Below are 26,114 nucleotides of genomic sequence, written 5' to 3' on the forward strand. Positions count from 1 at the left end.
TACTCTCTTTCGTTCATCTGTTAACTGACCGACTGACTATTAGTCATCCGGGTACGTGGCCGGCGCACCAGCGCAACGCCAGCACCCGCCAGAGCGCCAACTGCGCCCCACATAATCATCAGAAACAGGCGACGGGGACTGTCACGTTTTACCGGCTCTTCCGGCGTACGCAAATAGCGCCAGGTCTGGAAGGTATCAACCAGTACGGGCCCCACGTTCAGCGTGGCAAGCATGGCTTTATTCTGATCGTATTCCAGATCGTAAGCCGGGCCGGACGCCTGGAGATTTTCCAGACGAGCCTGAAGCAGCGGGCGCCCTAACAGGAACAGCTCGGAATCGGGCAGCTCGCCGGAGGGCGTATCGGTCGTGGCCCGTTCCAGGCCCTGCTGCTGTGCAATTTTGAGCGCCTGCTGAATGCTGTTGATCTGACGGTCATAGATCGCTTTAGCGACCGCTTCCTGTCTTTTCACCTGCGCTTTAAGCTGAATGGTCCGGGCAGCCCAGGCCCCCGTCAGCTCTTCATTCAGATGGGTGGCGGCACGCTGGTTGGCGAAGGCAATATAGCTTCTTAACAGGGTATTCGCTTCGGAGGCAGTTTCCGCAACCAGCCTGACCGTATCATTAAGCCCCCGTGCCGGATCGGCAGGCTGAAACTGGATATTGTCGATTAACTCAACCAGCAGTGCGGCGTCTTCGTGCGCATTGCCGCTCTTACGCTGCTTGTAGTAATCCGTCTGCAGCCAGAAATCACGCCGGGTATCATAGGCGGAAAGCTGCATGACGAACTCCTGGTAGGCTTCACCGGCAACGGAAGGCGGGGTCTCTGTGGCTTCACTGGCCCGCGAATCGAGATTGTTCAGAAACTGTTGCTGCGAATAGTAACTGCTGAGCATATTCACAGTAGGACGATCGGTGACGGCAGTTGTGCTCCACTTTGGCGTAACCAGTTGGGACCAGATGAACGCCAGCAGGGCACATATCAGCGCTCCGCCTGCGATCCATATTTTTCCACGCCAGAGCGCGCAGCAGAGACCACGGATATCCAGTTCGTTATCAACCACGTCAGGATGCGTCATACATCATTTTCCTTGTTATGCAGTACTGAGGTCTTTCAGTCAGTGAAAGGCTTATCGAGCTTAGAGTTCCGGCGCATACGGCGTTTCATACGTTTGATAAACCGTGCCACGCGCCATGCACGCTTGATGCAATAGCCATAAAGCATAAAGGCCAGTAAAAACAGCACCAGCATCATCCATTCAGGCACAAAGGTAAGAAACTCCCCCAGGATGCCTATCGCCGCGAGCAGTGCCGCCGCGCCGGTAATCAGCACGAACGCCTGACGGGAAGTAAACCCGGCCCGCATGATGAGATGATGAATGTGCTGCCGGTCGGCAGAAAAGGGGCTCATGCCTTTGCTCAGGCGGCGGTACATAATGGCCACCATATCCATCAGTGGGATAGCAATCAGCCATAATGCCGTCACGGGAGTGATAGGGTGCGTTTGTCCCTGAGTGGCTTCAAGCAGTATCCAGATAATGGTAAAGCCGATAAGCGTACTGCCTGCATCGCCCATAAACACTTTGTAGCGAGGACCAAATACGCCCATATTAAGCAAAATATAGGGCACGATGGCCGCGATCATCGCAAAGCACCACATCGCGAGGCTCTGCTGCCCATCGGCTAACAGGATGATCCCCATCGCCAGAAAGGTGACGCATGAAAGGCCGCCCAGCAGCCCGTCGATGCCGTCGACCATATTAAAGGCGTTAATCGCAGCCCAGACGGCAAACAGCGTCAGTACATAGCCAAAGGGGCCGACAACCAGTTCCCAGGGGCCGAAGATATAACCCAGGCTTAACAGATAAAGGTTGGCCGCCGCCATCATCACCACGGCCACGCCCGCCTGTACGGCCGCACGAAACTTGACGCTGATATCAAACCTGTCATCCAGTGCGCCCACCAGCACCAGCGCGCCGGCACAAGCTATGTAGAGCAGCGCGTGAGGAACATAATAATCCGTAATAGAAAAAGTGAAGCAAATTCCGGCAAAGACGGAGATTCCGCCCACTAACGGGATGACACCCTGATGCCGCTTACGGTAATTGGGTTTATCCACTAAACCAATTTTCTTGGCTACCTTCCTGGCCAGAAATAAAAAAACCAGTGAAAACAGGAAAATAAACGCAAGCTCACTACTCAAATTGAGTAAATTCACATTAACCAGCTCTCTGCTATGAATCCCGGTGTATTGAAGGCATACATTGTGCCAAACACGCCGATAAGATTCTGTTTTTTTTTGAGCAGGAAGAACATCCCGACAAAGTTACCTTCCTTCCGCCCCGTATCCATCAGCTATCTGATTTAACCCGTGACGAAATATCGTATAACTCAAAAATAAAAAACGCCACGTCTCAGCGTGGCGTTATCAGCGTCTTTTCAACGTTGTTGACACAAATACAGCTATTCGCGGTACTGTCTCAGCAACTCACCTGGGCAGATAAACGCCTCAGGAGCGCTTCATCATGTCGAAGAACTCATCATTCGTTTTCGTCATAGCCAGCTTGTTGATGAGGAATTCCATCGCGTCAATTTCACCCATCGGGTGGATAATTTTGCGCAGGATCCACATTTTTTGCAGCTCTTCAGAACTAGTGAGCAACTCTTCTTTACGCGTACCGGAACGATTGTAGTCGATAGCAGGGAACACGCGCTTCTCGGCGATTTTACGCGCGAGGTGCAGTTCCATGTTGCCGGTACCTTTAAATTCTTCGTAGATCACTTCATCCATCTTCGAACCGGTATCTACCAGCGCAGTGGCGATGATGGTCAGGCTTCCGCCTTCCTCAACGTTACGTGCGGCACCGAAGAAGCGTTTTGGACGATGCAGGGCGTTGGCGTCCACACCACCGGTTAAGACTTTACCGGAAGCCGGTACGACGGTGTTGTAGGCACGTGCCAGACGGGTGATGGAGTCCAGCAGGATGATCACATCTTTCTTGTGCTCAACCAGACGCTTGGCTTTTTCGATAACCATTTCCGCAACCTGTACGTGACGGGATGCCGGTTCATCAAAGGTAGAAGCGATAACTTCACCTTTAACCAGGCGCTGCATCTCGGTCACTTCTTCAGGACGCTCATCAATCAGCAGTACCATCAGGACACAGTCTGGATGATTGTAGGCGATGCTCTGCGCGATATTTTGCAGCAGCATGGTTTTACCCGCTTTTGGCGGCGCCACGATCAGACCACGCTGGCCGCGACCGATTGGCGAAGCCAAATCCAGGACGCGGGCGGTCAGATCTTCGGTAGAGCCATTACCACGTTCCATCCGGAGACGGGAATTGGCATGCAGCGGCGTTAAGTTTTCAAACAGGATCTTGTTACGGGCGTTTTCCGGCTTGTCGTAGTTGACTTCGTTAACCTTCAGCAGGGCAAAATAGCGTTCGCCTTCTTTCGGCGGACGAATTTTACCGGCGATGGTATCACCTGTACGAAGGTTAAAACGGCGAATCTGGCTGGGGGAAACGTAGATATCATCAGGACCGGCGAGGTAGGAGCTGTCTCCAGAGCGGAGGAAACCAAAGCCATCCTGCAGGATCTCCAGCACGCCATCACCGAAGATATCTTCTCCGCTTTTAGCATGCTGCTTAAGAATGGAGAAGATGATGTCCTGTTTACGCATGCGTGCCAGGTTTTCCAGCCCCATGTTTTCGCCGAGTGTAATCAGGTCAGAAACCGGCGTATTTTTTAATTCGGTAAGATTCATAATGGTGGGTTCTTAAACTCGGGGTAAATCTCGAAATGATTGTCGTAAGTGGTATGGCGAAAAATCCATGCCTGTTAATGGCATTCTTGTCAGGGTCCGCTCGATGATCACGTGCAGGAAAACGCAGATCTGAGACGTGAAGACGGTAAGGACAAGACGCCGGAAATGCTGATGAAAACTAACCGTCAGATTGCTGAATACTTGTAACGTTCAGAAGTAAACAGTATTCAACAAGGAGTAAATCTAAGATTCAAACTACAGGTAAGTGCGTAGTGCAGTAAAAGTAAGTTAGCACGCATCTTGTCGGGCGTCTAGCGGAGAGCTAAAAATTCGCCCTCCGCCTGACGTGGGCAAAGAATCAGCCCAGGTTCGCGTTCAGAAACTCTTTGAGCTGGCCTTTAGAGAGGGCGCCCACTTTCGTCGCCGCTACTTCGCCATTTTTAAACAGTAGCAGAGTCGGAATACCACGAATACCGTACTTAGGCGCGGTGCCTGGGTTTTCGTCAATATTCAGTTTTGCGATTGTCAGCTTGCCGTCGTATTCTTCGGCCACTTCATCGAGAATGGGGGCGATCATTTTACAAGGGCCGCACCACTCTGCCCAGAAGTCGACCAGCGTCAAACCTTCTGCTTTCAGTACGTCGGTTTCGAAGCTGTCATCGGTCAGGTGAACAATTTTATCGCTGCTCATGTCTTACTCCAAAAGATTATGCCTGGCTGGTTGGCGTAAAATCTGCCAACTTAGGTTGACTTTATTTCACCGGATACGCTTTCGTAAAGCAATAGTAAGCTGATATTCTACCACACTATGAGCAAAACACACTTAACCGAACAGAAGTTTTCCGACTTCGCCCTGCACCCACAGGTCATTGAAGCCCTTGAAACTAAAGGCTTTCATAACTGCACGCCGATTCAGGCGTTGGCATTGCCTTTCACGCTCTCAGGGCGTGATGTAGCGGGACAGGCGCAAACCGGTACCGGGAAAACGATGGCGTTTCTGACGTCAACGTTCCATCATCTTCTTTCTCAACCCGCGCCGGAGGGTCGTCAGGTTAACCAGCCGCGTGCATTAATTCTGGCGCCAACACGCGAACTGGCCGTGCAGATTCATGCCGATGCCGAACCGCTGGCTCAGGTCACCGGACTTAAGCTCGGGCTGGCCTACGGCGGCGATGGCTACGATAAACAGCTTAAAGTGCTGGAAAGCGGCGTTGATATTCTGATTGGCACGACGGGCCGTCTGATTGATTATGCCAAGCAGAATCATGTGAATCTCGGTGCGATTCAGGTCGTGGTGCTGGATGAAGCCGATCGCATGTTCGATCTTGGTTTTATCAAAGATATCCGCTGGCTGTTCCGCCGGATGCCTGCGGCTAACCAGCGACTGAATATGCTGTTCTCCGCCACCCTTTCATTCCGCGTACGCGAACTGGCGTTCGAAAACATGAACAATGCGGAATATGTCGAAGTCGAACCGGAGCAGAAAACCGGGCACCGCATTAAAGAAGAGCTTTTTTACCCTTCTAATGAAGAAAAAATGCGTCTTCTGCAAACGCTGCTGGAAGAAGAGTGGCCCGATCGCGCGATTATTTTCGCCAATACCAAGCACCGCTGTGAAGATATCTGGGGCCATCTGGCTGCCGATGGTCACCGTGTGGGTCTGCTGACCGGCGACGTGGCGCAGAAAAAACGCCTGCGTATCCTGGACGACTTCACCAAAGGGGATGTTGATATTCTGGTCGCGACCGACGTGGCCGCGCGTGGGCTGCATATTCCTGCCGTCACGCATGTCTTCAACTATGACCTGCCTGACGATCGCGAAGATTACGTACACCGTATCGGACGTACCGGTCGCGCCGGCGCTAACGGACACTCCATCAGTCTGGCCTGTGAAGAGTACGCGCTGAATCTGCCCGCTATCGAAGACTATATCGGACACAGCATTCCCGTCAGCCGCTACAACAGTGACGCGTTGATGACGGAACTGCCGCCGCCGAAGCGTCTGACCCGCACCCGTTCCGGTAACGGCCCGCGTCGGGGAGGCAATAACAACCGCCGCAGCGGCGCACCGCGTAGCAATAACCGCAAACGTTCAGGTTAACGGCCATGCTGAGCGCATCATCACTTTATGCTGCGATCGATCTGGGATCGAACAGCTTTCATATGTTGGTGGTGCGCGAAGTGGCTGGCAATATCCAGACCGTTGCGCGCATCAAGCGCAAAGTGCGCCTTGCCGCCGGTCTGGACGCCGGGAACCGCCTCTCTGATGAAGCCCTTGAGCGCGGCTGGCAATGCCTGCGGCTGTTTTCAGAACAGCTTCAGGATATCCCTCCCGATCAGATCCGCGTTGTGGCCACAGCAACCCTACGTCTTGCCGCCAATGCCGGCACTTTCCTGCAAAAAGCGCAGCAGATCCTCGGCTGCACGGTTAACGTCATCAGCGGTGAAGAGGAAGCGCGCCTGATTTATCAGGGTGTGGCTCACACCACCGGCGGTGCCGATAAACGGCTGGTTGTTGATATTGGTGGCGGCAGCACGGAGCTGGTTACCGGCAGCGGCTCGCAAACGACTCTGCTGTTCAGCCTGCCGATGGGCTGCGTGACCTGGCTGGAACGTTATTTCAGCGACCGTCACCTGGGCCAGGCGAACTTCGATCAGGCGGAGCAGGCTGCGCGTACGATGATCGCGCCCATTGCCGCACAGCTCCGGACACAAGGCTGGCAGATTTGCGTTGGCGCGTCCGGCACCGTTCAGGCTCTCCAGGAAATTATGATGGCGCAGGGCATGGATGAGCGCATCACGCTGAATAAGCTTATGCAGCTTAAACAGCGGGCGATTCAGTGCGGCAAGCTGGAAGAGCTGGAAATTGAAGGCCTGACGCTGGAACGTGCGCTGGTTTTTCCAAGCGGACTCTCCATTCTTATCGCCATCTTTAACGAGCTGAATATCAGCAGCATGACGCTGGCTGGCGGCGCGCTGCGTGAAGGGCTGGTCTATGGCATGCTGCATCTGCCGGTCGATCGCGATATCCGCAGCCGTACGCTGCATAATATCCAGCGCCGCTTCACTATCGACTCTGAACAGGCAGAACGCGTTCGCCTGCTGGCAGAAAGCTTTATCCGTCAGGTTTCTCCCGAGTGGAAGCTGGATGAGCGATGTCGTGAACTGCTCGACAGCGCCTGTCAGATCCATGAGATTGGCCTGAGCGTGGATTTCAAACAGGCCTCACAGCACGCGGCCTACCTGATTCGCCATCTCGATTTACCCGGCTTCACGCCTGCCCAGAAAAAACTGCTGGCCACACTGCTGCAAAATCAGGGAAACAGCATCGATCTGGCCCTGCTCAGCCAGCAAAATGCAATTGCGCCGCGCAAGGCTGAGCGTCTCTGCCGCCTGCTTCGGCTGGCAATCATTTTTGCCAGCCGCCGCCGCGACGACACCCTGCCTGCGGTACGGCTTCATGCTAATGAAGACTGCCTGACCATTACGCTTCCGCCTGGCTGGCTGGAAGCGCATCCGTTGAGGGCTGAGCTGCTGGAACAGGAATGCCACTGGCAGAGTTACGTTCACTGGCCGCTGACCATTCACTGATCTAAAAGGGGCCAACTGGCCCCTTTTGTACTGACTGGCCAGCCACTCAGCCTGTGCCACCTTTTGCTTTTTCAAGCATCGCCTTCAGGCTTGCCACGCGGCTTTGCCCCGTCTGCATACGCTGTTCAGGGCTGACCACTTTACGTTCGCTTTCCCAGTTAAGATCGTCCTGTGGCAGCTCCAGCAGGAAGCGGCTTGGTTCAGGGCGGAGCAGCTCACCGTACTGACGGCGCTCACGGCAAAGGGTAAAAGTCAGCTCTTTCTGGGCGCGTGTGATGCCTACGTAGGCAAGACGACGCTCTTCCTCGACGTTATTTTCATCAATGCTGCTCTGGTGTGGAAGCAGCCCCTCCTCCATTCCCACCAGGAAAACGTATGGGAATTCCAGTCCCTTCGAGGCGTGCAGCGTCATCAGCTGAACCTGATCGGCCTCTTCATCACTTTCGCCACGTTCCATCATGTCACGCAGCGTAAAGCGGGTGACAACCTGCGTTAAGGTCATCGGCTCATCAATATCGCTGCCTTCCAGCATTTCGCTCATCCACTGAAAGAGCGTATTAACGTTTTTCATCCGCATTTCGGCAGCTTTCGGGCTGGCGGAGGTTTCAAACAGCCAGCTCTCGTAGTCGATGCCCCGAATCAAATCGCGCACGGCGTTGACCGGCTCACGCTCGGCGAGCTGGGCGATCTCCTGCAACCAGAAGGTGAAGCGCTGTAAGGACTCAAGCCCCCTGCCGGTCAGCGTCTGCCCCAACCCCATATCAAAGCTGGCGCTGAACAGGCTCTTGTTGCGCTGCATCGCCCATTCGCCCAGTTTCTGTAGCGTGGCCGGGCCGATTTCACGTTTCGGCGTATTGACGATGCGCATAAAAGCGCTGTCATCGTTGGCGTTCGTCAGTACGCGCAGATAGGCCAGAAGATCTTTAATCTCCGGACGTGAAAAGAAAGAGGTGCCGCCGGAAATACGATAGGGAATGCGGTTCTGCATCAGCATTTTTTCAAAGACCCGCGACTGATGATTACCCCGATAGAGAATCGCATAATCCTTATACTGGGTCTTATTGATAAAGTGGTGTGCTATCAACTCTCCGGTAACACGTTCCGCTTCATGATCTTCGTGATTCGCCGTCACCACTTTCAGCTCAGCACCGTAGCCCAGCTCAGAAAAGAGCCGTTTCTCAAACACATGTGGATTATTGGCAATCAGAATGTTGGCGGCTTTCAGAATGCGGCCCGATGAGCGGTAATTCTGCTCCAGCTTGATTACCTGTAGCGCCGGGAAGTCTTCCTTCAGCAGAACAAGGTTCTGCGGCCGGGCACCACGCCAGGAATAGATGGACTGGTCATCATCGCCCACCACGGTAAAGCGCGCCCGGGCACCAACCAGCAGCTTTACCAGCTCATACTGGCTGGTATTGGTGTCCTGATATTCATCCACCAGCAGATACCGGATGCGCTGCTGCCAGCGCTCCAGTACTTCTTTGTTGCGCTGAAACAGCAGCGTAGGAAGAAGGATAAGATCGTCAAAGTCGAGTACGTTGCAGGACTTGAGATGCTTGTCATACAGCGCGTAGCAGTGGGCAAAAATCCGGTCACGTTCCGATTTCACCGAGGCGGCCGCCCGTGCAGGATCCATCAGATCGTTTTTCCAGTTGCCGATCGTGCTAATCAGCTGCTGGAGCAGCGTTTTATCATTTTCCAGCCACTCTTCAGTCAGTTCCTTCAGCAGCGCCAGCTGATCCTGATCGTCAAACAGGGAGAAGTTAGATTTCATTCCCAGCGCGGCATATTCGCGCTTGATAATTTCCAGGCCCAGCGTATGGAACGTGGAGATCATCAGGCCGCGCGCCTCTTTGCGGCCCAGCGTCTGGGCCACACGTTCCTTCATCTCCCGCGATGCTTTGTTGGTAAAGGTCACCGCCGCGATATGTTTCGCCTGATAACCGCATTCCCGGATCAGGTGAGCAATTTTATTGGTGATGACGCGCGTTTTGCCCGAGCCCGCACCGGCCAGTACCAGACAAGGGCCGGTAACAAATTCGACAGCATGCTGCTGACCTGGATTAAGACGCATAGGGAAATAGCCCGAAGAAAATAACAGAGGTGAAATTACAGCGTGGTAGTATAGCCAGCAGCATCCATACGACTCAAGGTACGATCATGGCAAAAACCGCAGCAGCAATGCATATCCTTGTTAAAGAAGAAAAACTGGCTCAGGATCTTTTGGCTGAGCTGGAACAGGGCGCCGATTTCGAGAAACTGGCAAAGAAACACTCCACCTGTCCGTCAGGTAAAAAAGGCGGCCATTTAGGCGAATTCAAAAAAGGCGCGATGGTGCCGGCTTTTGATAAGGTCGTGTTCTCCTGCCCGCTTCTTGTGCCTTACGGCCCGCTTCACACCCAGTTTGGCTTCCATATCATCAAAGTGTTATACCGCAATTAACTGATATGGAACTGCCGATCCGGCTTTCCTCCGGGAGGGCCGGTTCTCCTCTCAGAAGCTTCCTCCTTTTGCTGCAAATTGTTCCGGTGCGCTGGCGGTATTGAAGCTTGCTGAGCGCGGCCATTTTGTGTCCCAGACTGACAGCTGCGCATTTTTACCGCCTTACATTTTTCAGCGAAAGAGCGCCTGGAGATCCGGAAAACAGGCAAAAAAAAGCCCGGCATCAGTAGCCAGGCTCCTTATGTATTACCGGTTAACCAGCAACGGCAATACGCTTCATATCCGTCATATAGCCACGCAGCTTGCGGCCAACTGATTCAATCGGATGGTGACGAATCGCTTCGTTAACATCGCGCAGCTGAGCATTATCCACCGCCGCCGAAGCTGCGGCTGCTTTGCCCAGATCGCCTGGCTGCAAGGTGGTCATAAACGCTTTCAGCAGCGGTACCGCGGCGTAAGAGAACAGGTAGTTGCCATATTCCGCCGTATCGGAGATGACCACGTTCATTTCATACAGGCGCTTACGGGCGATAGTGTTGGCAATCAGCGGCAGCTCGTGCAGGGATTCATAATAGGCTGACTCCTCAATGATGCCGGCATCCACCATGGTTTCGAACGCCAGTTCAACGCCTGCTTTCACCATGGCGATCATCAGCACGCCCTGATCGAAATAGTCCTGCTCGCCAATTTTACCTTCATACTGCGGTGCGGTTTCAAAGGCGGTTTTTCCGGTTTCTTCGCGCCAGCCTAGCAGTTTTTTATCGTCGTTCGCCCAGTCAGCCATCATGCCGGAAGAGAACTCGCCGGAGATGATGTCATCCATATGTTTCTGGAACAGTGGCGCCATAATGGTCTTCAGCTGTTCTGACAGCGCGAACGCACGCACTTTTGCCGGATTAGACAGGCGATCCATCATCAGCGTGATGCCGCCCTGCTTCAGCGCTTCCGTTATCGTCTCCCAGCCAAACTGAATCAGTTTTTCAGCGTAAGCCGGATCGGTACCTTCCGCCACCAGCTTATCGAAGCAGAGCAGCGAGCCCGCCTGCAGCATACCGCACAGGATGGTTTGCTCGCCCATCAGATCCGATTTTACTTCAGCAACGAAGGAGGATTCCAGTACGCCAGCACGGTGACCACCGGTGGCCGCCGCCCAGGCTTTCGCAATGGCCATGCCTTCGCCTTTTGGATCGTTTTCCGGGTGAACCGCGATCAGCGTCGGCACGCCAAAACCCCGTTTGTACTCTTCGCGCACTTCCGTGCCCGGACATTTTGGTGCAACCATCACCACAGTGATATCTTTACGCACCTGCTCGCCCACTTCCACAATGTTAAAGCCGTGCGAGTAACCCAGCGCCGCGCCCTCTTTCATCAGCGGCTGAACAGCCTGGACAACGGCGCTGTGCTGCTTGTCTGGCGTCAGGTTGACTACCAGATCGGCCTCAGGGATCAGCTCTTCATAAGTACCGACTTTAAAGCCGTTTTCCGTCGCCTTGCGCCATGAGGCACGTTTTTCAGCAATGGCCTCTTCACGCAGCGCATACGCAATGTCCAGACCAGAGTCGCGCATGTTAAGGCCCTGATTGAGACCCTGAGCACCACAGCCAACGATGACGACCTTTTTCCCTTTCAGGTAGCTCGCTTCATCTGCAAATTCTTCACGCGCCATAAAACGACATTTGCCTAACTGCGCTAACTGGTTGCGCAGGTTTAACGTGTTGAAATAGTTAGCCATGGATACTCCGTATAGGGTTATGTGGGTCTTTTAATAAGAGAGGGAGGCTGCGGTCTGCTCACCCTGTATAAACCTTATCATATGACAGGAAATGCATTGCTTAAATTGATATATTAACAAGATGATATTGCAATAACTGCAACGTAAAAAAGAGGCCGCCATCGCATGGATTTACGTGACCTGAAACTGTTCCTCCATCTGGCTGACAGCCGCCATTTTGGCCGCAGCGCCAGAGCTATACACGTCAGCCCGTCCACATTGTCACGGCAAATCCAGCGGCTGGAAGAGGATCTCGGCCAGGCGCTGTTTCTGCGGGATAATCGCACCGTCACGCTGACCGATGCTGGCGAGCAGCTTCGTCAGTTTGCCCAGCATACGCTGTTGCAATATCAGCACCTGCTCCATGCTATCGGCCAGAATGGCCCGTCGCTCAGCGGCGAGCTTCGCTTGTTTTGCTCTGTGACTGCGGCCTATAGCCATTTGCCGCCGATCCTGGATCGTTTTCGCGCTGAGCATCCCCTTGTGGAAATTAAGCTAACCACCGGCGATGCCGCAGATGCCGTGGAGAAAGTACAGAGTACAGAAGCGGATATTGCCATTGCCGGACGTCCTGAAACGCTGCCGGCCAGTATCGGTTTTACGCCGATTGGGCTTATCCCGCTAGTGCTGATTGCACCGGCGCTGCCCTGTCCGGTACGTAGCCAGGCGACAGCCGCAGAGCCAGACTGGGCTGAGGTTCCCTTTATTCTGCCCGACCAGGGTCCCGCAAGGCAGCGCATCGACTTATGGTTTCGCCGCCGCCGTATTCCCAATCCGTTGATTTACGCCACCGTAGCTGGCCACGAAGCGATCGTTTCTATGGTTGCGCTGGGATGTGGTATTGCGTTGCTGCCTGACGTTGTGCTGGAGAACAGTCCGGAGTCGGTGCGTAACCGTATTCTTGAGCTGGATAACGTGGAGATGGTCGCGCCATTTGAACTGGGCGTTTGTGTACAAAAAAAGCGGCTCAGTGAGCCGCTTATCGATGCGTTCTGGTCACTGATGTAACTAGCCTGCCAGAAAAAAGCTGAAGGCCGGGTTATTACTTTCGTCATGAAAATCATAGCCCAGCTCGGCCAGGTGCTCTTCAAACTGCGGCTCGCTGTCGCTCAGCTCAAAACCGGCCAGTACCCGTCCATAATCGGTGCCATGGCTGCGATAGTGGAAAAGGGAAATGTTCCAGTGTGTGCCCAGCGTTTGCAGAAAGCGCAGCAGCGCCCCGGGCGATTCAGGAAACTCGAAGCTGAACAGACGCTCGCGCAGCGGTTTTGAAGGTCGTCCGCCAACCATATAGCGCACGTGTAGTTTGGCCATTTCATCATCAGAAAGATCGACGACGTTGTAGCCCCCTTCGCCCAGCTGCTGCAAAATTTCACCGCGCTCTTCCCGCCCACGCGTCAGCCGGACGCCCACAAAAATGCAGGCGCTATCGGCATTCGCATAGCGATAGTTGAACTCGGTAACCGAACGGCCTCCCAACAGCTGGCAAAACGTCAGGAAGCTGCCTTTCCGCTCCGGAATGGTGACGGCCAGCAGGGCTTCGCGCTGCTCACCCAGCTCACAACGCTCCGAGACATAACGTAAGCCGTGGAAGTTTACGTTTGCACCAGAGAGCACATGCGCAAGGCGTTCTCCCTTAATCTGATGCTGCTGGATATACTTTTTCATTCCGGCCAGCGCCAACGCCCCTGACGGCTCGGCTACCGCCCTGACATCCTCAAACAGATCCTTCATGGCAGCGCAGATAGCATCGCTGTCGACAGTGATGATGTCATCCAGATACTGCTGGCACAGGCGGAACGTTTCATTGCCAATGCGTTTTACCGCCACGCCCTCAGCAAAACCGCCCACACGAGGCAGATCCACCGGCTGGCCCGCTTCCAGTGCGGCCTTCAGACAGGCGGAGTCTTCGGCTTCGACAGCAATCACCTTAATTTGTGGCATCAGTTGCTTGATCAGCACGGCCACGCCAGCGGCAAGACCGCCGCCGCCCACCGGCACGAATACGCGATCGATGTGCGCATCCTGCTGTAGCAGCTCCATCGCCAGCGTTCCCTGACCGGCAATAACCATCGGGTGATCGAACGGTGGAACAAAGGTGTAACCCTGCTGCTGCGCCAGCTCTATCGCTTTCGCTTTCGCTTCGTCAAAGTTAGCGCCGAACAGATAAGCCTCACCGCCAAACGCCCGCACCGCATCCACTTTAATATCTGCAGTGGTTACCGGCATCACAATCAGCGATTTTATTCCCAGACGCGTTGCCGACAGCGCCACGCCTTGCGCATGGTTTCCCGCTGAAGCGGTAATGACGCCATGAGCCTTCTGTTCCTCATTAAGCGTGGCAATCATGGCGTAAGCACCGCGCAGCTTAAAGCTGTGTACCGGTTGCCGATCCTCACGCTTAACCAGAATGGTGTTACCCAGGCGGGAAGAGATTTTCTCCATCTTTTGCAATGGAGTGACCTGCGCCACTTCATACACCGGCGCGCGCAACACCGCACGCAGATACTCTGCGCCGCAGGGTTCGTCAGATAGCGGTTGAGACTCAGCCATGCGTCAGCCTCCCAGCTTGCTCTTGTCGCGAACGGCGCCTTTATCCGCGCTGGTGGCCAGCAGGGCATAAGCACGCAGAGCAAAGGAAACTTCCCGCTCACGATTGTGAGGCGTATAAGCCGCATCTCCTCGTGCTTCTTCCTCTTCACGGCGGGCGTGCAGCTCATTAGCAGGCACATCTACCTTGATGCCGCGATTTGGAATATCGATATCAATAATGTCACCGTCCTTCACCAGGGCTATCGTACCGCCGCTGGCGGCTTCCGGTGAAACATGGCCGATGGACAGGCCAGAAGTCCCACCAGAGAAGCGACCGTCAGTGATCAACGCGCAGCTTTTGCCCAGGCCCATCGACTTCAGATAGGTCGTCGGATAAAGCATTTCCTGCATTCCCGGTCCGCCTTTCGGCCCTTCATAACGGATCACAACGACATCGCCCGCCACAACTTTCCCGCCCAGAATGGCCTCTACGGCATCGTCCTGACTTTCGTAGACTTTGGCCGGGCCGCGGAAGGTGTGACTCTCTTTTTCCACCCCAGCCGTTTTAACGATACAGCCATCTTCCGCAAGGTTACCGTACAGCACGGCCAGGCCACCGTCCTGACTGTAGGCAAATTCTCGGGTACGAATACAGCCTTCCTGACGATCGTCATCCAGCGTATCCCAGCGGCAGTCCTGCGAGAATGCCTGAGTGGTACGGATGCCTGCCGGTCCCGCACGGAACATTTTTTTCACTTCTTCGTCTTTGGTCAGCATGATGTCGTACTGATCCAGCGTCTCCTGAAGCGTCAGGCCCAGTACGTTACGGACGTCTTGATTCATCAGACCAGCCCGGCTCAGCTCACCAAGGATACCGAAGACGCCGCCAGCGCGGTGAACATCTTCCATGTGATATTTCGGCGTACTGGGTGCCACTTTGCACAGGTGAGGCACTTTCCGTGACAGGCGGTCAATATCAGACATATTAAAATCGATATCGCCTTCCAGCGCAGCGGCCAGCAGGTGCAGCACGGTATTGGTGGAGCCACCCATAGCGATATCCAGCGTCATGGCATTCTCGAACGCCGCTTTACTGGCGATGTGGCGCGGCAGCGCACTCTCATCGTCCTGCTGATAGTAGCGTTTGGCTAACTCCACAATGCGTTTACCGGCATTCAGGAACAGCGCTTTACGATCGGCGTGCGTCGCCAGCAACGAGCCGTTACCCGGCTGGGACAGGCCCAGCGCTTCAGTCAGGCAGTTCATTGAGTTGGCGGTGAACATGCCTGAACAGGAACCACAGGTAGGACAGGCAGAGCGTTCAATTTGCTCACTATCGGCATCGCTGACGTTCGGGTTCGCTCCCTGAATCATCGCATCGACCAGATCCAGTTTGATGATTTTATCAGAGAGCTTGGTTTTACCGGCCTCCATAGGACCGCCGGAAACGAAAATCACCGGAATATTCAGACGCAGGGAAGCCATCAGCATTCCCGGGGTAATTTTATCGCAGTTGGAGATACAGACCATCGCGTCAGCACAGTGCGCATTCACCATGTACTCGACGGAATCTGCAATCAGCTCACGCGACGGCAGGGAGTAAAGCATGCCGCCATGCCCCATCGCGATCCCATCATCCACCGCAATGGTATTGAACTCTTTTGCCACGCCGCCGGATGCTTCAATCTGTTCGGCAACCAGTTTTCCCATATCGCGCAGGTGAACGTGGCCCGGCACGAACTGGGTAAATGAGTTAACTACCGCAATGATGGGCTTACCGAAATCGCCATCGGTCATTCCGGTTGCGCGCCAAAGGGCACGGGCGCCGGCCATATTGCGGCCATGGGTGGTGGTAGCGGAACGTAACTTAGGCATGCTCTTACTCCAGAATCAGGTAGTGCGCGGGCGTCAGATGACGCCCGCTCATAGATTTATTATGGGTTAACCGAATCCAGCCAGCCCCATTTGTCTTCCGTTTCGCCAGTAAACAGGCCGAAGAAGGCTGCCTGAATGCGGGCGGTAACCGGGCCGCGCTTACCTTCTCCAACTTTTATGCCGTCAACGCTGCGCACCGGCGTGATTTCAGCAGCAGTACCGGACATAAAGATTTCGTCGGCCAGGTAGAGCGATTCGCGTGACAGCACCTGCTCGCGGACTTCGATGCCCAGGTCTTTGGCTAACTTAATGATCGCATCACGGGTAATGCCTGGCAGTGCAGAAGAAGTGAATGGTGGGGTGAACAGAATGCCGTCTTTGATTTCAAACAGGTTCTCACCGGCACCTTCAGAGACGTAGCCCTGGGTATCGAGCGCGATCCCTTCCTGATAGCCGTGACGGCGCGCTTCGCTGCCGACCAGCAGGGAGGAAAGATAATTACCGCCCGCTTTCGCTGCGGTTGGAATGGTATTCGGAGCAACGCGGTTCCAGGAGGACACCATGGCATCAATTCCCTGCTCCAGTGCTTCCGGGCCCAGATAGGCACCCCATGGGAAGGCGGCGATAATCACATCAGTGCTGAATCCTTCAGGCGGGTTAACACCAAGCCCTACATCACCCACAAACACCAGCGGACGAATATAGGCGCTTTTCAGCTTATTGACGCGAAGCACTTCCCGGCAGGCTTCCATCAGTTCATCAACGCTCTGAGTGACGGGAAAGCGATAAATTTTTGCAGAATCGTGCAGACGCTGCATATGTTCACGATGGCGGAAGACTACCGGGCCTTTGTGCGAGTCGTAGCAGCGGACGCCTTCAAAGACAGACGTACCGTAATGCAGTGCATGAGACATGACGCTGACTTTCGCATCTTCCCATTTAACCATCTCGCCATTGAACCAGATAAAGTCAGCTTTCTTCGTCATTCTTATTTCCTTTCGCGCTCAGGCGCGGATTTGTTGTGTTGTCTGTTGTTGAATCTGGACGTATGCAACATCCATCAGCTTGCTTAACTGCGTTGACAGTAAATCGACAGAGCGCGGGCTGGCAATGGTCATTTCAATATTAATGTTGTCAGCGTTCGTTCCCGACGCCATATTCATGGCACAAATCTGGAAACCACGGTGACGGACGACGCGCAGGATGCGCTCCAGAATTTCAGGGCGGAAGCGGGCTTCGATAGATAACTGATGCTGCATCATGAGATTTTCTCCATCATATTTTCATTGCTGGCGCCGGGCGGCACCAGTGGCCAGACGTTCTCATCTTCGTCAATAGCAACGTGGAGCATGTATGGCCCTTCACTGTGCAGCAAAGCGTCTAATGCGGCGTCGACCTGGTCTTTACGGGTGATACGCTGTCCCGGAATATCAAAAGCACTGGCCAGCGTGAGGAAGTCGGGATTATCGGACAGATTGGTTTCGCTATAGCGTTCAGAGAAAAAGAGCTGCTGCCACTGACGAACCATGCCTAAGCGCTGGTTATCCATCAGTACGATTTTTACCGGCAGTTTTTTACGTTTGATCGTGCCCAGCTCCTGCACATTCATCATGAAGGAACCGTCACCGGATACGCAGATAACCGTATCTTCGGGGCGGGCAACCTGCGCACCTACCGCAGCAGGCAGACCAAAGCCCATGGTTCCCAGTCCGCTGGAAGTAATGAAATTTTCAGGGCGGGTAAAGGTCATATGCTGAGCAGTCCACATCTGATGCTGGCCCACATCGGTCGTGACGACAGCATTGTCAGGTTTACGCACCGAGAGCTGCTTCAGAAACAGAGGAGCGAAAATCGCCTCGCCGGGATGATCGTAACGCCAGCCGTGGTTGGCTTTGAGCGCCTGAACATGTTCACGCCATGCGTCTATTTCGATGGGATGATAAAGTTCCGGCAGCATTTTGTTGAGGTTGCCACGCAGCGCGATATGCGCCAGCCGCAGTTTGTTCAGCTCAGCGGGATCGATATCCATATGGATCACGTTGGCATGAGGGGCGAAAGTGTTCAGCTTGCCGGTAACACGATCGTCAAAACGTGCCCCTACCGCAATCAGCAAATCGCACTGCTGAACGGCATAATTAGCGGCCTTGGTGCCATGCATACCTAGCATGCCCAGGTAATAGGGATCTTCAGCCTCTGGTGTTCCGAGTCCTTTTAACGTGGCAACGACGGGAATACCTGTCTCTCTGGCAAACGCGCGGAATGTGTCCACCGCACCCGCCATTCCAACACCGCCGCCTACGTACAACACCGGCTTTTTTGACCCGGCCAGCATGGCTCGCGCTTGCTGAAGCGCTTGAGAAGGATGTTCCTCTTCGTCAACAACAGGCAACAGATGCGCCGTCAGATCACCGCAGGCTAACTGAATATCTTTTGGAATATCAATCAGCACCGGCCCCGGACGGCCAGAGGTTGCGATGGCAAAGGCTTCGGCCATAATCTCGGGCAGTTCATCCAGCGAAGTCACCATAAAGCTGTGCTTGGTACAGGCCAGCGACAAACCGAGGACGTCAATTTCCTGAAACGCATCGGTACCGATAAACGCAGAAGAAACCTGACCGGTGATCGCCACAACAGGAACAGAATCCATCATCGCATCTGCAAGTCCGGTGATGAGGTTGGTCGCCCCGGGGCCAGATGTAGCGATGCAGACGCCCACTTTTCCCGTTGAACGGGCATAGCCGATTGCTGCCATGGCTGCACCCTGCTCATGACGGCACAGCAGGTGATCCACGCCGCCATCATAGAGGGCATCATAGACCGGCATGATTGCACCACCCGGATAGCCGAAAACTGTTCCGACACCCTGCGCGCGCAAAGCTTGAACCACCCATTGAGCACCATTCATAGTTATTTCCTCGTCTCTTTTCGGAAGAAACAGAATTTTATTCTACTGCTCATTTTCTGCCTCGCTGTCACTGCTAGTCTGCCAAAAAAAAACCCCCGGACCTTTCGGTGCGGGGGTTCTTTCGAAATCAGGCTTGATTTTTAAGCCTTTCTTCCTCCGAGCGTAGCCCCGCACGGCGTGATAATAATCACGACGACGCTAATGATGACCAGGCTTAGGACTCGTAGAAGGGCTTTCATTTGGATTCAATAGTTTCGCTTGTTCGAAGTAATGTCTACAGAGTTATCACAGTTAGCGATCAGACTTCAACTTTTTTCATGACTTTATTTTACGTTCCGGAGCTGATTTTTCTAAAAAAGCAAAATTAATCAATGGATAGTGACAATGGTGAAAAATATTCATAGCGGACTTGATATAACGACTTAGCTTCTTCAGCGACGTTATTTTTCTGAGGCTGTAGGGAGTTATTTCTGCAAATTTGTTATGTCAGCTGACATCTTTGCGGCCACTCACTAAAACAGCAACGCTGATTCTGGCCCAGCACGCTTTTTTTATACAAGCTGGGAAAAAACAAGGAGCGTTTATGTCGTTATCAGTTGTCTTTACTCGTGCCGCTATTGGTATCCAGGCCCCACTCGTTTCGGTAGAGGTTCATCTTAGCAACGGTCTGCCGGCCCTCTCACTGGTGGGACTACCTGAAACGACGGTCAAAGAAGCCCGGGAACGGGTGCGAAGCGCGATTATCAATTGTGGATTTACCTTTCCGGCAAAACGCATGACCGTCAATCTGGCACCAGCCGATCTGCCTAAAGAAGGGGGACGCTATGATCTTCCAATTGCTGTCGCTATCCTGGCCGCTTCTGAACAGGTTCCGGGTGAAAAACTGGACCGATATGAGTTTCTTGGGGAACTGGCGCTGACAGGAACATTGCGCGGCGTCGAAGGTGTTATTCCTGCAGCAATGGCCGCGCATGCTTCTCAGCGGCAGCCGATTCTGCCACAGGATAATTTTCAGGAAGCGGGGCTAATCAAAGAAGGGTATTGCCTGACTGGCAAACATCTGCTGGAAGTATGTGCGTTTCTGCATGGGCAATCTGAATTAACTACCGCGCAGTATGAACTACCGCCAATTTCCCGGCAGAAAGAAGATTTAAGCGACATTATCGGACAGTCACAGGCTAAAAGAGCATTAGAGATTACCGCAGCGGGAGGACATAATCTCCTGCTGATCGGCCCGCCGGGTACAGGTAAAACGATGCTGGCTACGCGTCTAAGCGGGTTACTTCCTCCCTTAAGCGAACATGAAGCGCTGGAGAGCGCTGCAATCGCGAGTCTGTTGAGTACCAGGGAGATGACGCGACAATGGCGTCAGAGGCCGTTCCGGACGCCTCACCACACCTCATCGCGCTACGCTTTGGTCGGTGGTGGCTCACTGCCTAAGCCTGGCGAAATTTCACTGGCGCACAATGGCGTATTATTTCTCGATGAATTGCCGGAATTCGAGCGTAAAACGCTGGATGCGCTAAGAGAGCCGCTTGAGTCTGGCGAGATAACGATTTCGCGTGCGCGCGCTAAAGTGACATTCCCTGCCCGTTTTCAACTGATCGCAGCAATGAACCCTAGTCCTACCGGACACTATAATGGTCCTCACAACCGGTCTACGCCTCAGCAGGTGTTACGCTATCTTAGTAAGCTTTCGGGCCCCTTTCTTGACCGTTTCGATCTCTCGCTGGAAGTGCCGCTCCTGCCATCAGGGACGCTGAGTGGAAAAGAGCCGCCTGGAGAGAAAAGCGAGGTTGTACGCCAGAGAGTTCAGGCCGCCCGCAAACGCCAGCTAAAACGTTCTGGAAAAATCAATGCGGAACTGGAGCCGCAGGATATGCAGCATGCCTGCGACGTTAAACAGGAAGATGCGATATGGCTGGAAGGCGTTTTGAATCAGCTAGGCCTTTCGGTACGTGCCTGGCAACGTATCCTGAAAGTAGCCAGGACGATAGCCGATCTGGCTGGTGAAGAACAGGTGATGCGGGTACACCTGAACGAAGCACTCAGTTACAGAGGTATCGATCGCTTACTTCTCCATCTTCATAAAAGCCTCGAATAAAAAAGGGCCTTTCGGCCCTTTTTTATATCTTAATCATCGCTGTCCGAATAGTCTTCGACGCCTTCCATTTGCGGTTTACCGCCGGACAGGGTATGAAAACGCTTGGGACGCTTGATGCGTGTCATATACTTTGACCACACCCGTTCAGCTTCAGTTTGAGGTTCGCGAATACCGCGGCAGACCTCAATGAACAGGCGCTCTTCTTCCGTTACCGGATCACGTTTCGCCAGATCCAACTCGTTAAAAGCGTAACCATAACGCTCAAGTAGCTGGGCTTCTTTGATGGTGAAGTCACCGTGACGGGAGAACCCACGAGGATAATGTTTGTTATCAAAAAAACGATTAGTTGTTGCGAAGCTTTCCGCCATTTTACACGCTCCTGATTCTTTGATGGCCGTGCTATTTATGGCGCGGAGTATTAGATACGCTTGACAGAGTGTAAAACAAAACATTTAAATCATAACGACAAATGTTTTTTTGGAGATGGATGTGGATACGGAATTACTAAAAACCTTTCTTGAAGTGAGCAGAACCCGCCACTTTGGACGTGCCGCTGAAGCGCTCTATCTCACTCAGTCAGCGGTCAGCTTTCGTATCAGACAGCTGGAAACGCAGTTGGGGGTTAACCTGTTTACCCGCCACCGCAATAATATCCGGCTGACTTCTGCCGGCGAGCGACTCCTTCCTTATGCTGAAAGCCTGATGAGCACATGGATGATGGCAAAAAAGGAAGTATCACATACACAGCAGCATCACGAACTCTCTATTGGGGCAAGTGCATCGCTCTGGGAGGCTTATCTGACACCATGGCTACAGACGCTCTATGAGAACCGTGAAAGCCTCCACCTTGAAGCCCGGGTCGCACAGCGCCATCTGCTGGTAAAGCAGCTCCATGAGCGTCAGCTGGATTTATTGATCACGACCGAGGCACCCAAAATGGATGAGCTTACCAGTCAGCAAATCGGTCATGTCTCGCTAACACTGTGTCGGTCACGCAAGACGGATAAACGTGAAAAATATGATTACATCAAACTGGAATGGGGGGCGGATTTTCATCAGCATGAAAGCTATCTGGCGGGCGCAGATGATGTACCCGTTTTAACGACTACCTCGGCACATTTGACGCGCCAGCTGCTGCATACAACAGGTGCCTGCGCCTTTTTACCAGACGACTGGCATCGTGAATACCCTGATTTGGCAGTTATTCCAGATACGCCTGTAGTAAACAGACCAATGTATGCTGTCTGGTTACAAAACAGCGATCAGCAGGCACACATCCGCCAGTTGCTCAAGTTCCCGGTAAATATAACTTAATCCAGCTATAACGGAGAGGCTGGGAAACTGGCCTTGTTGATATAAAGTTGATCGTAATAAATTCGGGGCGGGGAGGTTTGTTACAGGCAAAAAAAATCCTTTGCCGAAGCAAAGGATTATTTTCTGGCAGGGGCGGAGGGACTCGAACCCCCAACACCCGGTTTTGGAGACCGGTGCTCTACCAATTGAACTACGCCCCTAAATAGGGTGGCGGAACGGACGGGGCTCGAACCCGCGACCCCCTGCGTGACAGGCAGGTATTCTAACCAACTGAACTACCGCTCCACCGATTCTGTACTGACTTCAGACTGCGTCTGACTTCAGGTATTTCGCCCTTACCTTGTCAGAGGTAAGGTCACGACCCTGTTATAGGTCTTAAATTGATGCCTGGCAGTTCCCTACTCTCGCATGGGGAGACCCCACACTACCATCGGCGCTACGGCGTTTCACTTCTGAGTTCGGCATGGGGTCAGGTGGGACCACCGCGCTACAGCCGCCAGGCAAATCTTGGTGCACGAAACGAATCTTTTTCACTGATGCCGCGTTGCCTGCGCTTGCAAAGTCAGTCACATACCTGAGTATGCTCCTTCCTTTCCGGCGCTTGCCGCCTTGCCTCAGCGCAAAATCTTTCGTTTCCGCTAATTCTCTATCCGGTACAGGCTGAAAATTGTTGCGTCTCTCATAACGCTCACCAGAACGCTTCTGGTGTTGTAAGGTTAAGCCTCACGGGTCATTAGTACCGGTTAGCTCAACGCATCGCTGCGCTTACACACCCGGCCTATCAACGTCGTCGTCTTCAACGTCCCTTCAGGAGACTTATAGTCTCAGGGAAGATTCATCTCGAGGCAAGTTTCGCGCTTAGATGCTTTCAGCGCTTATCTCTTCCGCACTTAGCTACCGGGCAATGCCATTGGCATGACAACCCGAACACCAGTGGTGCGTTCACTCCGGTCCTCTCGTACTAGGAGCAACCCCTCTCAATCTTCCAGCGCCCACGGCAGATAGGGACCGAACTGTCTCACGACGTTCTAAACCCAGCTCGCGTACCACTTTAAACGGCGAACAGCCGTACCCTTGGGACCTACTTCAGCCCCAGGATGTGATGAGCCGACATCGAGGTGCCAAACACCGCCGTCGATATGAACTCTTGGGCGGTATCAGCCTGTTATCCCCGGAGTACCTTTTATCCGTTGAGCGATGGCCCTTCCATTCAGAACCACCGGATCACTATGACCTGCTTTCGCACCTGCTCGAGCCGTCACTCTCGCAGTCAAGCCAGCTTATGCCATTGCACTAACCTCACGATGTCCGACCGTGATTAGCTGACCTTCGTGCTCCTCCGTTACTCTTTAGGAGGAGACCGCCCCAGTCAAACTACCCACCAGACACTGTCCCCACGCCGGATTACGGCGCCAGGTTAGAACATCAAACGTTAAAGGGTGGTATTTCAAGGTTGGCTCCACGCAGACTGGCGTCCACGCTTCAAAGCCTCCCACCTATCCTACACATCAAGGCTCAATGTTCAGTGTCAAGCTGTAGTAAAGGTTCACGGGGTCTTTCCGTCTTGCCGCGGGTACACTGCATCTTCACAGCGAGTTCAATTTCACTGAGTCTCGGGTGGAGACAGCCTGGCCATCATTACGCCATTCGTGCAGGTCGGAACTTACCCGACAAGGAATTTCGCTACCTTAGGACCGTTATAGTTACGGCCGCCGTTTACCGGGGCTTCGATCAGGAGCTTCTCTTGCGATAACCCCATCAATTAACCTTCCGGCACCGGGCAGGCGTCACACCGTATACGTCCACTTTCGTGTTTGCACAGTGCTGTGTTTTTAATAAACAGTTGCAGCCAGCTGGTATCTTCGACTGGCTTCAGCTCCGGGAGCAAGTCCCTTCACCTACGCGCCAGCGTGCCTTCTCCCGAAGTTACGGCACCATTTTGCCTAGTTCCTTCACCCGAGTTCTCTCAAGCGCCTTGGTATTCTCTACCTGACCACCTGTGTCGGTTTGGGGTACGATTTCGTGTTACCTGATGCTTAGAGGCTTTTCCTGGAAGCAGGGCATTTGTTGCTTCATCACCGTGGTGACTCGTCATCACGCCTCAGCCTTAAGTGTTCCGGATTTGCCTGGAACACAAGCCTACACGCTTAAACCGGGACAACCGTCGCCCGGCCAACATAGCCTTCTCCGTCCCCCCTTCGCAGTAACACCAAGTACAGGAATATTAACCTGTTTCCCATCGACTACGCCTTTCGGCCTCGCCTTAGGGGTCGACTCACCCTGCCCCGATTAACGTTGGACAGGAACCCTTGGTCTTCCGGCGAGCGGGCTTTTCACCCGCTTTATCGTTACTCATGTCAGCATTCGCACTTCTGATACCTCCAGCAGACCTCACAGTCCACCTTCGACGGCTTACAGAACGCTCCCCTACCCAACAACACATAAGTGTCGCTGCCGCAGCTTCGGTGCATGGTTTAGCCCCGTTACATCTTCCGCGCAGGCCGACTCGACCAGTGAGCTATTACGCTTTCTTTAAATGATGGCTGCTTCTAAGCCAACATCCTGGCTGTCTGTGCCTTCCCACATCGTTTCCCACTTAACCATGACTTTGGGACCTTAGCTGGCGGTCTGGGTTGTTTCCCTCTTCACGACGGACGTTAGCACCCGCCGTGTGTCTCCCGTGATAACATTCTCCGGTATTCGCAGTTTGCATCGGGTTGGTAAGCCGGGATGGCCCCCTAGCCGAAACAGTGCTCTACCCCCGGAGATGAGTTCACGAGGCGCTACCTAAATAGCTTTCGGGGAGAACCAGCTATCTCCCGGTTTGATTGGCCTTTCACCCCCAGCCACAAGTCATCCGCTAATTTTTCAACATTAGTCGGTTCGGTCCTCCAGTTAGTGTTACCCAACCTTCAACCTGCCCATGGCTAGATCACCGGGTTTCGGGTCTATACCCTGCAACTTAACGCCCAGTTAAGACTCGGTTTCCCTGCGGCTCCCCTATACGGTTAACCTTGCTACAGAATATAAGTCGCTGACCCATTATACAAAAGGTACGCAGTCACCCCATAAAAGAGGCTCCCACTGCTTGTACGTACACGGTTTCAGGTTCTGTTTCACTCCCCTCGCCGGGGTTCTTTTCGCCTTTCCCTCACGGTACTGGTTCACTATCGGTCAGTCAGGAGTATTTAGCCTTGGAGGATGGTCCCCCCATATTCAGACAGGATATCACGTGTCCCGCCCTACTCATCGAACTCACAGTAAGCACATCTTCGTGTACGGGAGTATCACCCTGTACCCTGCGACTTTCCAGACGCTTCCACTGATGCACAAACTGATTCAGGTTCTGGGCTGTTCCCCGTTCGCTCGCCGCTACTGGGGGAATCTCGGTTGATTTCTTTTCCTCTGGGTACTTAGATGTTTCAGTTCCCCAGGTTCGCCTCGCAACACTATGTATTCATGTTGCGATGATGCATAAATGCACCGGGTTTCCCCATTCGGGTATCGTCGGTTGTTGCGGTTCATATCACCTTACCGACGCTTATCGCAGATTAGCACGCCCTTCATCGCCTCTGACTGCCAGGGCATCCACCGTGTACGCTTAGTCACTTAACCTCACAACCCACAAGCGTCCCGCAGGATACTGTGTGCTGCAAGCATTTGAGAGACTCGAACACACCGGTCTGTTTATCCTTATTACGGAGGATAAACGCAGTGTGTCGTTTCAATTTTCAGCTTGTTCCGGATTGTTAAAGAGCAAATATCTCAGACATGGCTCGTAAGCCAGTTTTGAGATATTTCGTGGAGACACCTT

The 26,114-nt window shown here is 53.5% G+C and carries 19 protein-coding genes, 2 tRNA genes and 2 rRNA genes; 6 read left to right on the top strand and 17 right to left on the bottom strand.

Translation table 11 applies throughout. The annotated features are described in order from the left end of the window. Nucleotides 1-20: 20 nt before the first annotated feature. From wzzE to trxA, 4 genes are all read right to left on the bottom strand, one after another. On the bottom strand, nt 21-1,076 hold the full coding sequence (gene wzzE, locus EA20_RS0106835; RefSeq protein WP_024966116.1) for an ECA polysaccharide chain length modulation protein: 1,056 nt from the start codon (nt 1,074-1,076) through the stop codon (nt 21-23). A 35-nt stretch (nt 1,077-1,111) separates the two neighbouring features. Then, a complete protein-coding gene (gene wecA, locus EA20_RS0106840; protein WP_024966117.1) occupies nt 1,112-2,215 on the bottom strand; it encodes a UDP-N-acetylglucosamine--undecaprenyl-phosphate N-acetylglucosaminephosphotransferase in 1,104 nt (367 codons plus the stop codon). A 291-nt stretch (nt 2,216-2,506) separates the two neighbouring features. Beyond that, complete coding sequence (gene rho / locus EA20_RS0106850) at nt 2,507-3,766, bottom strand: transcription termination factor Rho (protein WP_024966118.1); 1,260 nt, start codon at nt 3,764-3,766, stop codon at nt 2,507-2,509. A gap of 358 nt (nt 3,767-4,124) precedes the next feature. After that, nucleotides 4,125-4,457, bottom strand: a complete 333-nt coding sequence (trxA, locus tag EA20_RS0106860) for a thioredoxin TrxA (protein WP_024966119.1) — start codon at nt 4,455-4,457, stop codon at nt 4,125-4,127. 117 nt (nt 4,458-4,574) lie between these two features. Between trxA and rhlB the strand changes: the two genes are divergently transcribed. Next, a complete protein-coding gene (gene rhlB / locus EA20_RS0106865; protein ID WP_024966120.1) occupies nt 4,575-5,867 on the top strand; it encodes an ATP-dependent RNA helicase RhlB in 1,293 nt (430 codons plus the stop codon). A gap of 5 nt (nt 5,868-5,872) precedes the next feature. Beyond that, on the top strand, nt 5,873-7,357 hold the full coding sequence (gene gppA, locus EA20_RS0106870) for a guanosine-5'-triphosphate,3'-diphosphate diphosphatase (RefSeq protein WP_024966121.1): 1,485 nt from the start codon (nt 5,873-5,875) through the stop codon (nt 7,355-7,357). Nucleotides 7,358-7,403: 46 nt separating this feature from the next. On the opposite strand, the gene rep is transcribed toward gppA, so the two are convergent. Beyond that, on the bottom strand, nt 7,404-9,431 hold the full coding sequence (gene rep / locus EA20_RS0106875; protein ID WP_024966122.1) for a DNA helicase Rep: 2,028 nt from the start codon (nt 9,429-9,431) through the stop codon (nt 7,404-7,406). Between the two features lie 86 nt (nt 9,432-9,517). On the opposite strand from rep, the gene ppiC reads away from it, so the two are divergent. Next, entirely contained in the window at nt 9,518-9,799 is a 282-nt protein-coding gene (ppiC, locus tag EA20_RS0106880) for a peptidylprolyl isomerase PpiC (RefSeq protein WP_024966123.1), read from the top strand. 253 nt (nt 9,800-10,052) lie between these two features. On the opposite strand, the gene ilvC is transcribed toward ppiC, so the two are convergent. Continuing rightward, the gene (gene ilvC / locus EA20_RS0106885) at nt 10,053-11,531 is read right to left on the bottom strand and encodes a ketol-acid reductoisomerase (RefSeq protein WP_024966124.1); all 1,479 of its coding nucleotides are present in this window, start codon (nt 11,529-11,531) and stop codon (nt 10,053-10,055) included. A gap of 165 nt (nt 11,532-11,696) precedes the next feature. On the opposite strand from ilvC, the gene ilvY reads away from it, so the two are divergent. Next, complete coding sequence (gene ilvY / locus EA20_RS0106890) at nt 11,697-12,578, top strand: HTH-type transcriptional activator IlvY (protein ID WP_024966125.1); 882 nt, start codon at nt 11,697-11,699, stop codon at nt 12,576-12,578. On the opposite strand, the gene ilvA is transcribed toward ilvY, so the two are convergent. From ilvA to ilvL, 6 genes are all read right to left on the bottom strand, one after another. Further along, nucleotides 12,579-14,123, bottom strand: coding sequence for a threonine ammonia-lyase, biosynthetic (gene ilvA / locus EA20_RS0106895; protein ID WP_024966126.1), 1,545 nt, complete (start codon nt 14,121-14,123; stop codon nt 12,579-12,581). Nucleotides 14,124-14,126: 3 nt separating this feature from the next. Further along, nucleotides 14,127-15,977 carry a dihydroxy-acid dehydratase gene (ilvD, locus tag EA20_RS0106900; protein WP_024966127.1) on the bottom strand — a complete coding sequence of 617 codons (1,851 nt, stop codon included), beginning with the start codon at nt 15,975-15,977 and terminating at the stop codon, nt 14,127-14,129. Nucleotides 15,978-16,036: 59 nt separating this feature from the next. Beyond that, entirely contained in the window at nt 16,037-16,963 is a 927-nt protein-coding gene (locus EA20_RS0106905; RefSeq protein ID WP_024966128.1) for a branched-chain amino acid transaminase, read from the bottom strand. A gap of 18 nt (nt 16,964-16,981) precedes the next feature. Continuing rightward, on the bottom strand, nt 16,982-17,239 hold the full coding sequence (ilvM, locus tag EA20_RS0106910) for an acetolactate synthase 2 small subunit (protein ID WP_024966129.1): 258 nt from the start codon (nt 17,237-17,239) through the stop codon (nt 16,982-16,984). Continuing rightward, nucleotides 17,236-18,882 (bottom strand): acetolactate synthase 2 catalytic subunit, encoded by a 1,647-nt coding sequence (gene ilvG / locus EA20_RS0106915; RefSeq protein ID WP_024966130.1) that lies wholly within the window; start codon nt 18,880-18,882, stop codon nt 17,236-17,238. The genes ilvM and ilvG overlap by 4 nt, the downstream gene beginning before the upstream one ends. Before the next feature lie 140 nt (nt 18,883-19,022). Beyond that, nucleotides 19,023-19,121 carry an ilv operon leader peptide gene (gene ilvL, locus EA20_RS20135; RefSeq protein WP_071995387.1) on the bottom strand — a complete coding sequence of 33 codons (99 nt, stop codon included), beginning with the start codon at nt 19,119-19,121 and terminating at the stop codon, nt 19,023-19,025. Between the two features lie 344 nt (nt 19,122-19,465). Here ilvL and EA20_RS0106920 point away from each other — a divergent pair, with 344 nt between their 5' ends. Further along, nucleotides 19,466-20,986, top strand: coding sequence for a YifB family Mg chelatase-like AAA ATPase (locus tag EA20_RS0106920; protein ID WP_024966131.1), 1,521 nt, complete (start codon nt 19,466-19,468; stop codon nt 20,984-20,986). 29 nt (nt 20,987-21,015) lie between these two features. Here EA20_RS0106920 and EA20_RS0106925 read toward each other — a convergent pair whose 3' ends face one another. Continuing rightward, complete coding sequence (locus EA20_RS0106925) at nt 21,016-21,354, bottom strand: DUF413 domain-containing protein (RefSeq protein ID WP_024966132.1); 339 nt, start codon at nt 21,352-21,354, stop codon at nt 21,016-21,018. A 121-nt stretch (nt 21,355-21,475) separates the two neighbouring features. On the opposite strand from EA20_RS0106925, the gene hdfR reads away from it, so the two are divergent. Further along, a complete protein-coding gene (hdfR, locus tag EA20_RS0106930; RefSeq protein ID WP_024966133.1) occupies nt 21,476-22,300 on the top strand; it encodes an HTH-type transcriptional regulator HdfR in 825 nt (274 codons plus the stop codon). A 124-nt stretch (nt 22,301-22,424) separates the two neighbouring features. Here hdfR and EA20_RS0106935 read toward each other — a convergent pair. From EA20_RS0106935 to EA20_RS0106950, 4 genes are all read right to left on the bottom strand, one after another. Then, nucleotides 22,425-22,500, bottom strand: a tRNA-Trp gene (locus EA20_RS0106935). An 8-nt stretch (nt 22,501-22,508) separates the two neighbouring features. Then, nucleotides 22,509-22,585 (bottom strand) — tRNA-Asp (locus EA20_RS0106940). Between the two features lie 100 nt (nt 22,586-22,685). Beyond that, nucleotides 22,686-22,801 (bottom strand): 5S ribosomal RNA (rrf, locus tag EA20_RS0106945). A 211-nt stretch (nt 22,802-23,012) separates the two neighbouring features. Beyond that, nucleotides 23,013-25,915, bottom strand: a 23S ribosomal RNA gene (locus EA20_RS0106950). Between the last annotated feature and the right edge of the window lie 199 nt (nt 25,916-26,114).

This window comes from Pantoea sp. IMH (assembly GCF_000599885.1).
Taxonomy (GTDB): Bacteria; Pseudomonadota; Gammaproteobacteria; order Enterobacterales; family Enterobacteriaceae; genus Erwinia.

Bases quoted from the DNA above. Each gene is read 5' to 3' on its own strand.
- rep (WP_024966122.1), bottom strand. From the start codon at position 9,431: ATGCGTCTTAATCCAGGTCAGCAGCATGCTGTCGAATTTGTTACCGGC.
- ilvY (WP_024966125.1), top strand. From the start codon at position 11,697: ATGGATTTACGTGACCTGAAACTGTTCCTCCATCTGGCTGACAGCCGC.
- ilvG (WP_024966130.1), bottom strand. From the start codon at position 18,882: ATGAATGGTGCTCAATGGGTGGTTCAAGCTTTGCGCGCGCAGGGTGTC.
- ppiC (WP_024966123.1), top strand. From the start codon at position 9,518: ATGGCAAAAACCGCAGCAGCAATGCATATCCTTGTTAAAGAAGAAAAA.
- EA20_RS0106920 (WP_024966131.1), top strand. From the start codon at position 19,466: ATGTCGTTATCAGTTGTCTTTACTCGTGCCGCTATTGGTATCCAGGCC.
- EA20_RS0106905 (WP_024966128.1), bottom strand. From the start codon at position 16,963: ATGACGAAGAAAGCTGACTTTATCTGGTTCAATGGCGAGATGGTTAAA.
- wzzE (WP_024966116.1), bottom strand. From the start codon at position 1,076: ATGACGCATCCTGACGTGGTTGATAACGAACTGGATATCCGTGGTCTC.
- ilvD (WP_024966127.1), bottom strand. From the start codon at position 15,977: ATGCCTAAGTTACGTTCCGCTACCACCACCCATGGCCGCAATATGGCC.
- rho (WP_024966118.1), bottom strand. From the start codon at position 3,766: ATGAATCTTACCGAATTAAAAAATACGCCGGTTTCTGACCTGATTACA.
- gppA (WP_024966121.1), top strand. From the start codon at position 5,873: ATGCTGAGCGCATCATCACTTTATGCTGCGATCGATCTGGGATCGAAC.
- ilvA (WP_024966126.1), bottom strand. From the start codon at position 14,123: ATGGCTGAGTCTCAACCGCTATCTGACGAACCCTGCGGCGCAGAGTAT.
- ilvL (WP_071995387.1), bottom strand. From the start codon at position 19,121: ATGAAAGCCCTTCTACGAGTCCTAAGCCTGGTCATCATTAGCGTCGTC.
- EA20_RS0106925 (WP_024966132.1), bottom strand. From the start codon at position 21,354: ATGGCGGAAAGCTTCGCAACAACTAATCGTTTTTTTGATAACAAACAT.
- rhlB (WP_024966120.1), top strand. From the start codon at position 4,575: ATGAGCAAAACACACTTAACCGAACAGAAGTTTTCCGACTTCGCCCTG.
- trxA (WP_024966119.1), bottom strand. From the start codon at position 4,457: ATGAGCAGCGATAAAATTGTTCACCTGACCGATGACAGCTTCGAAACC.
- ilvM (WP_024966129.1), bottom strand. From the start codon at position 17,239: ATGATGCAGCATCAGTTATCTATCGAAGCCCGCTTCCGCCCTGAAATT.
- ilvC (WP_024966124.1), bottom strand. From the start codon at position 11,531: ATGGCTAACTATTTCAACACGTTAAACCTGCGCAACCAGTTAGCGCAG.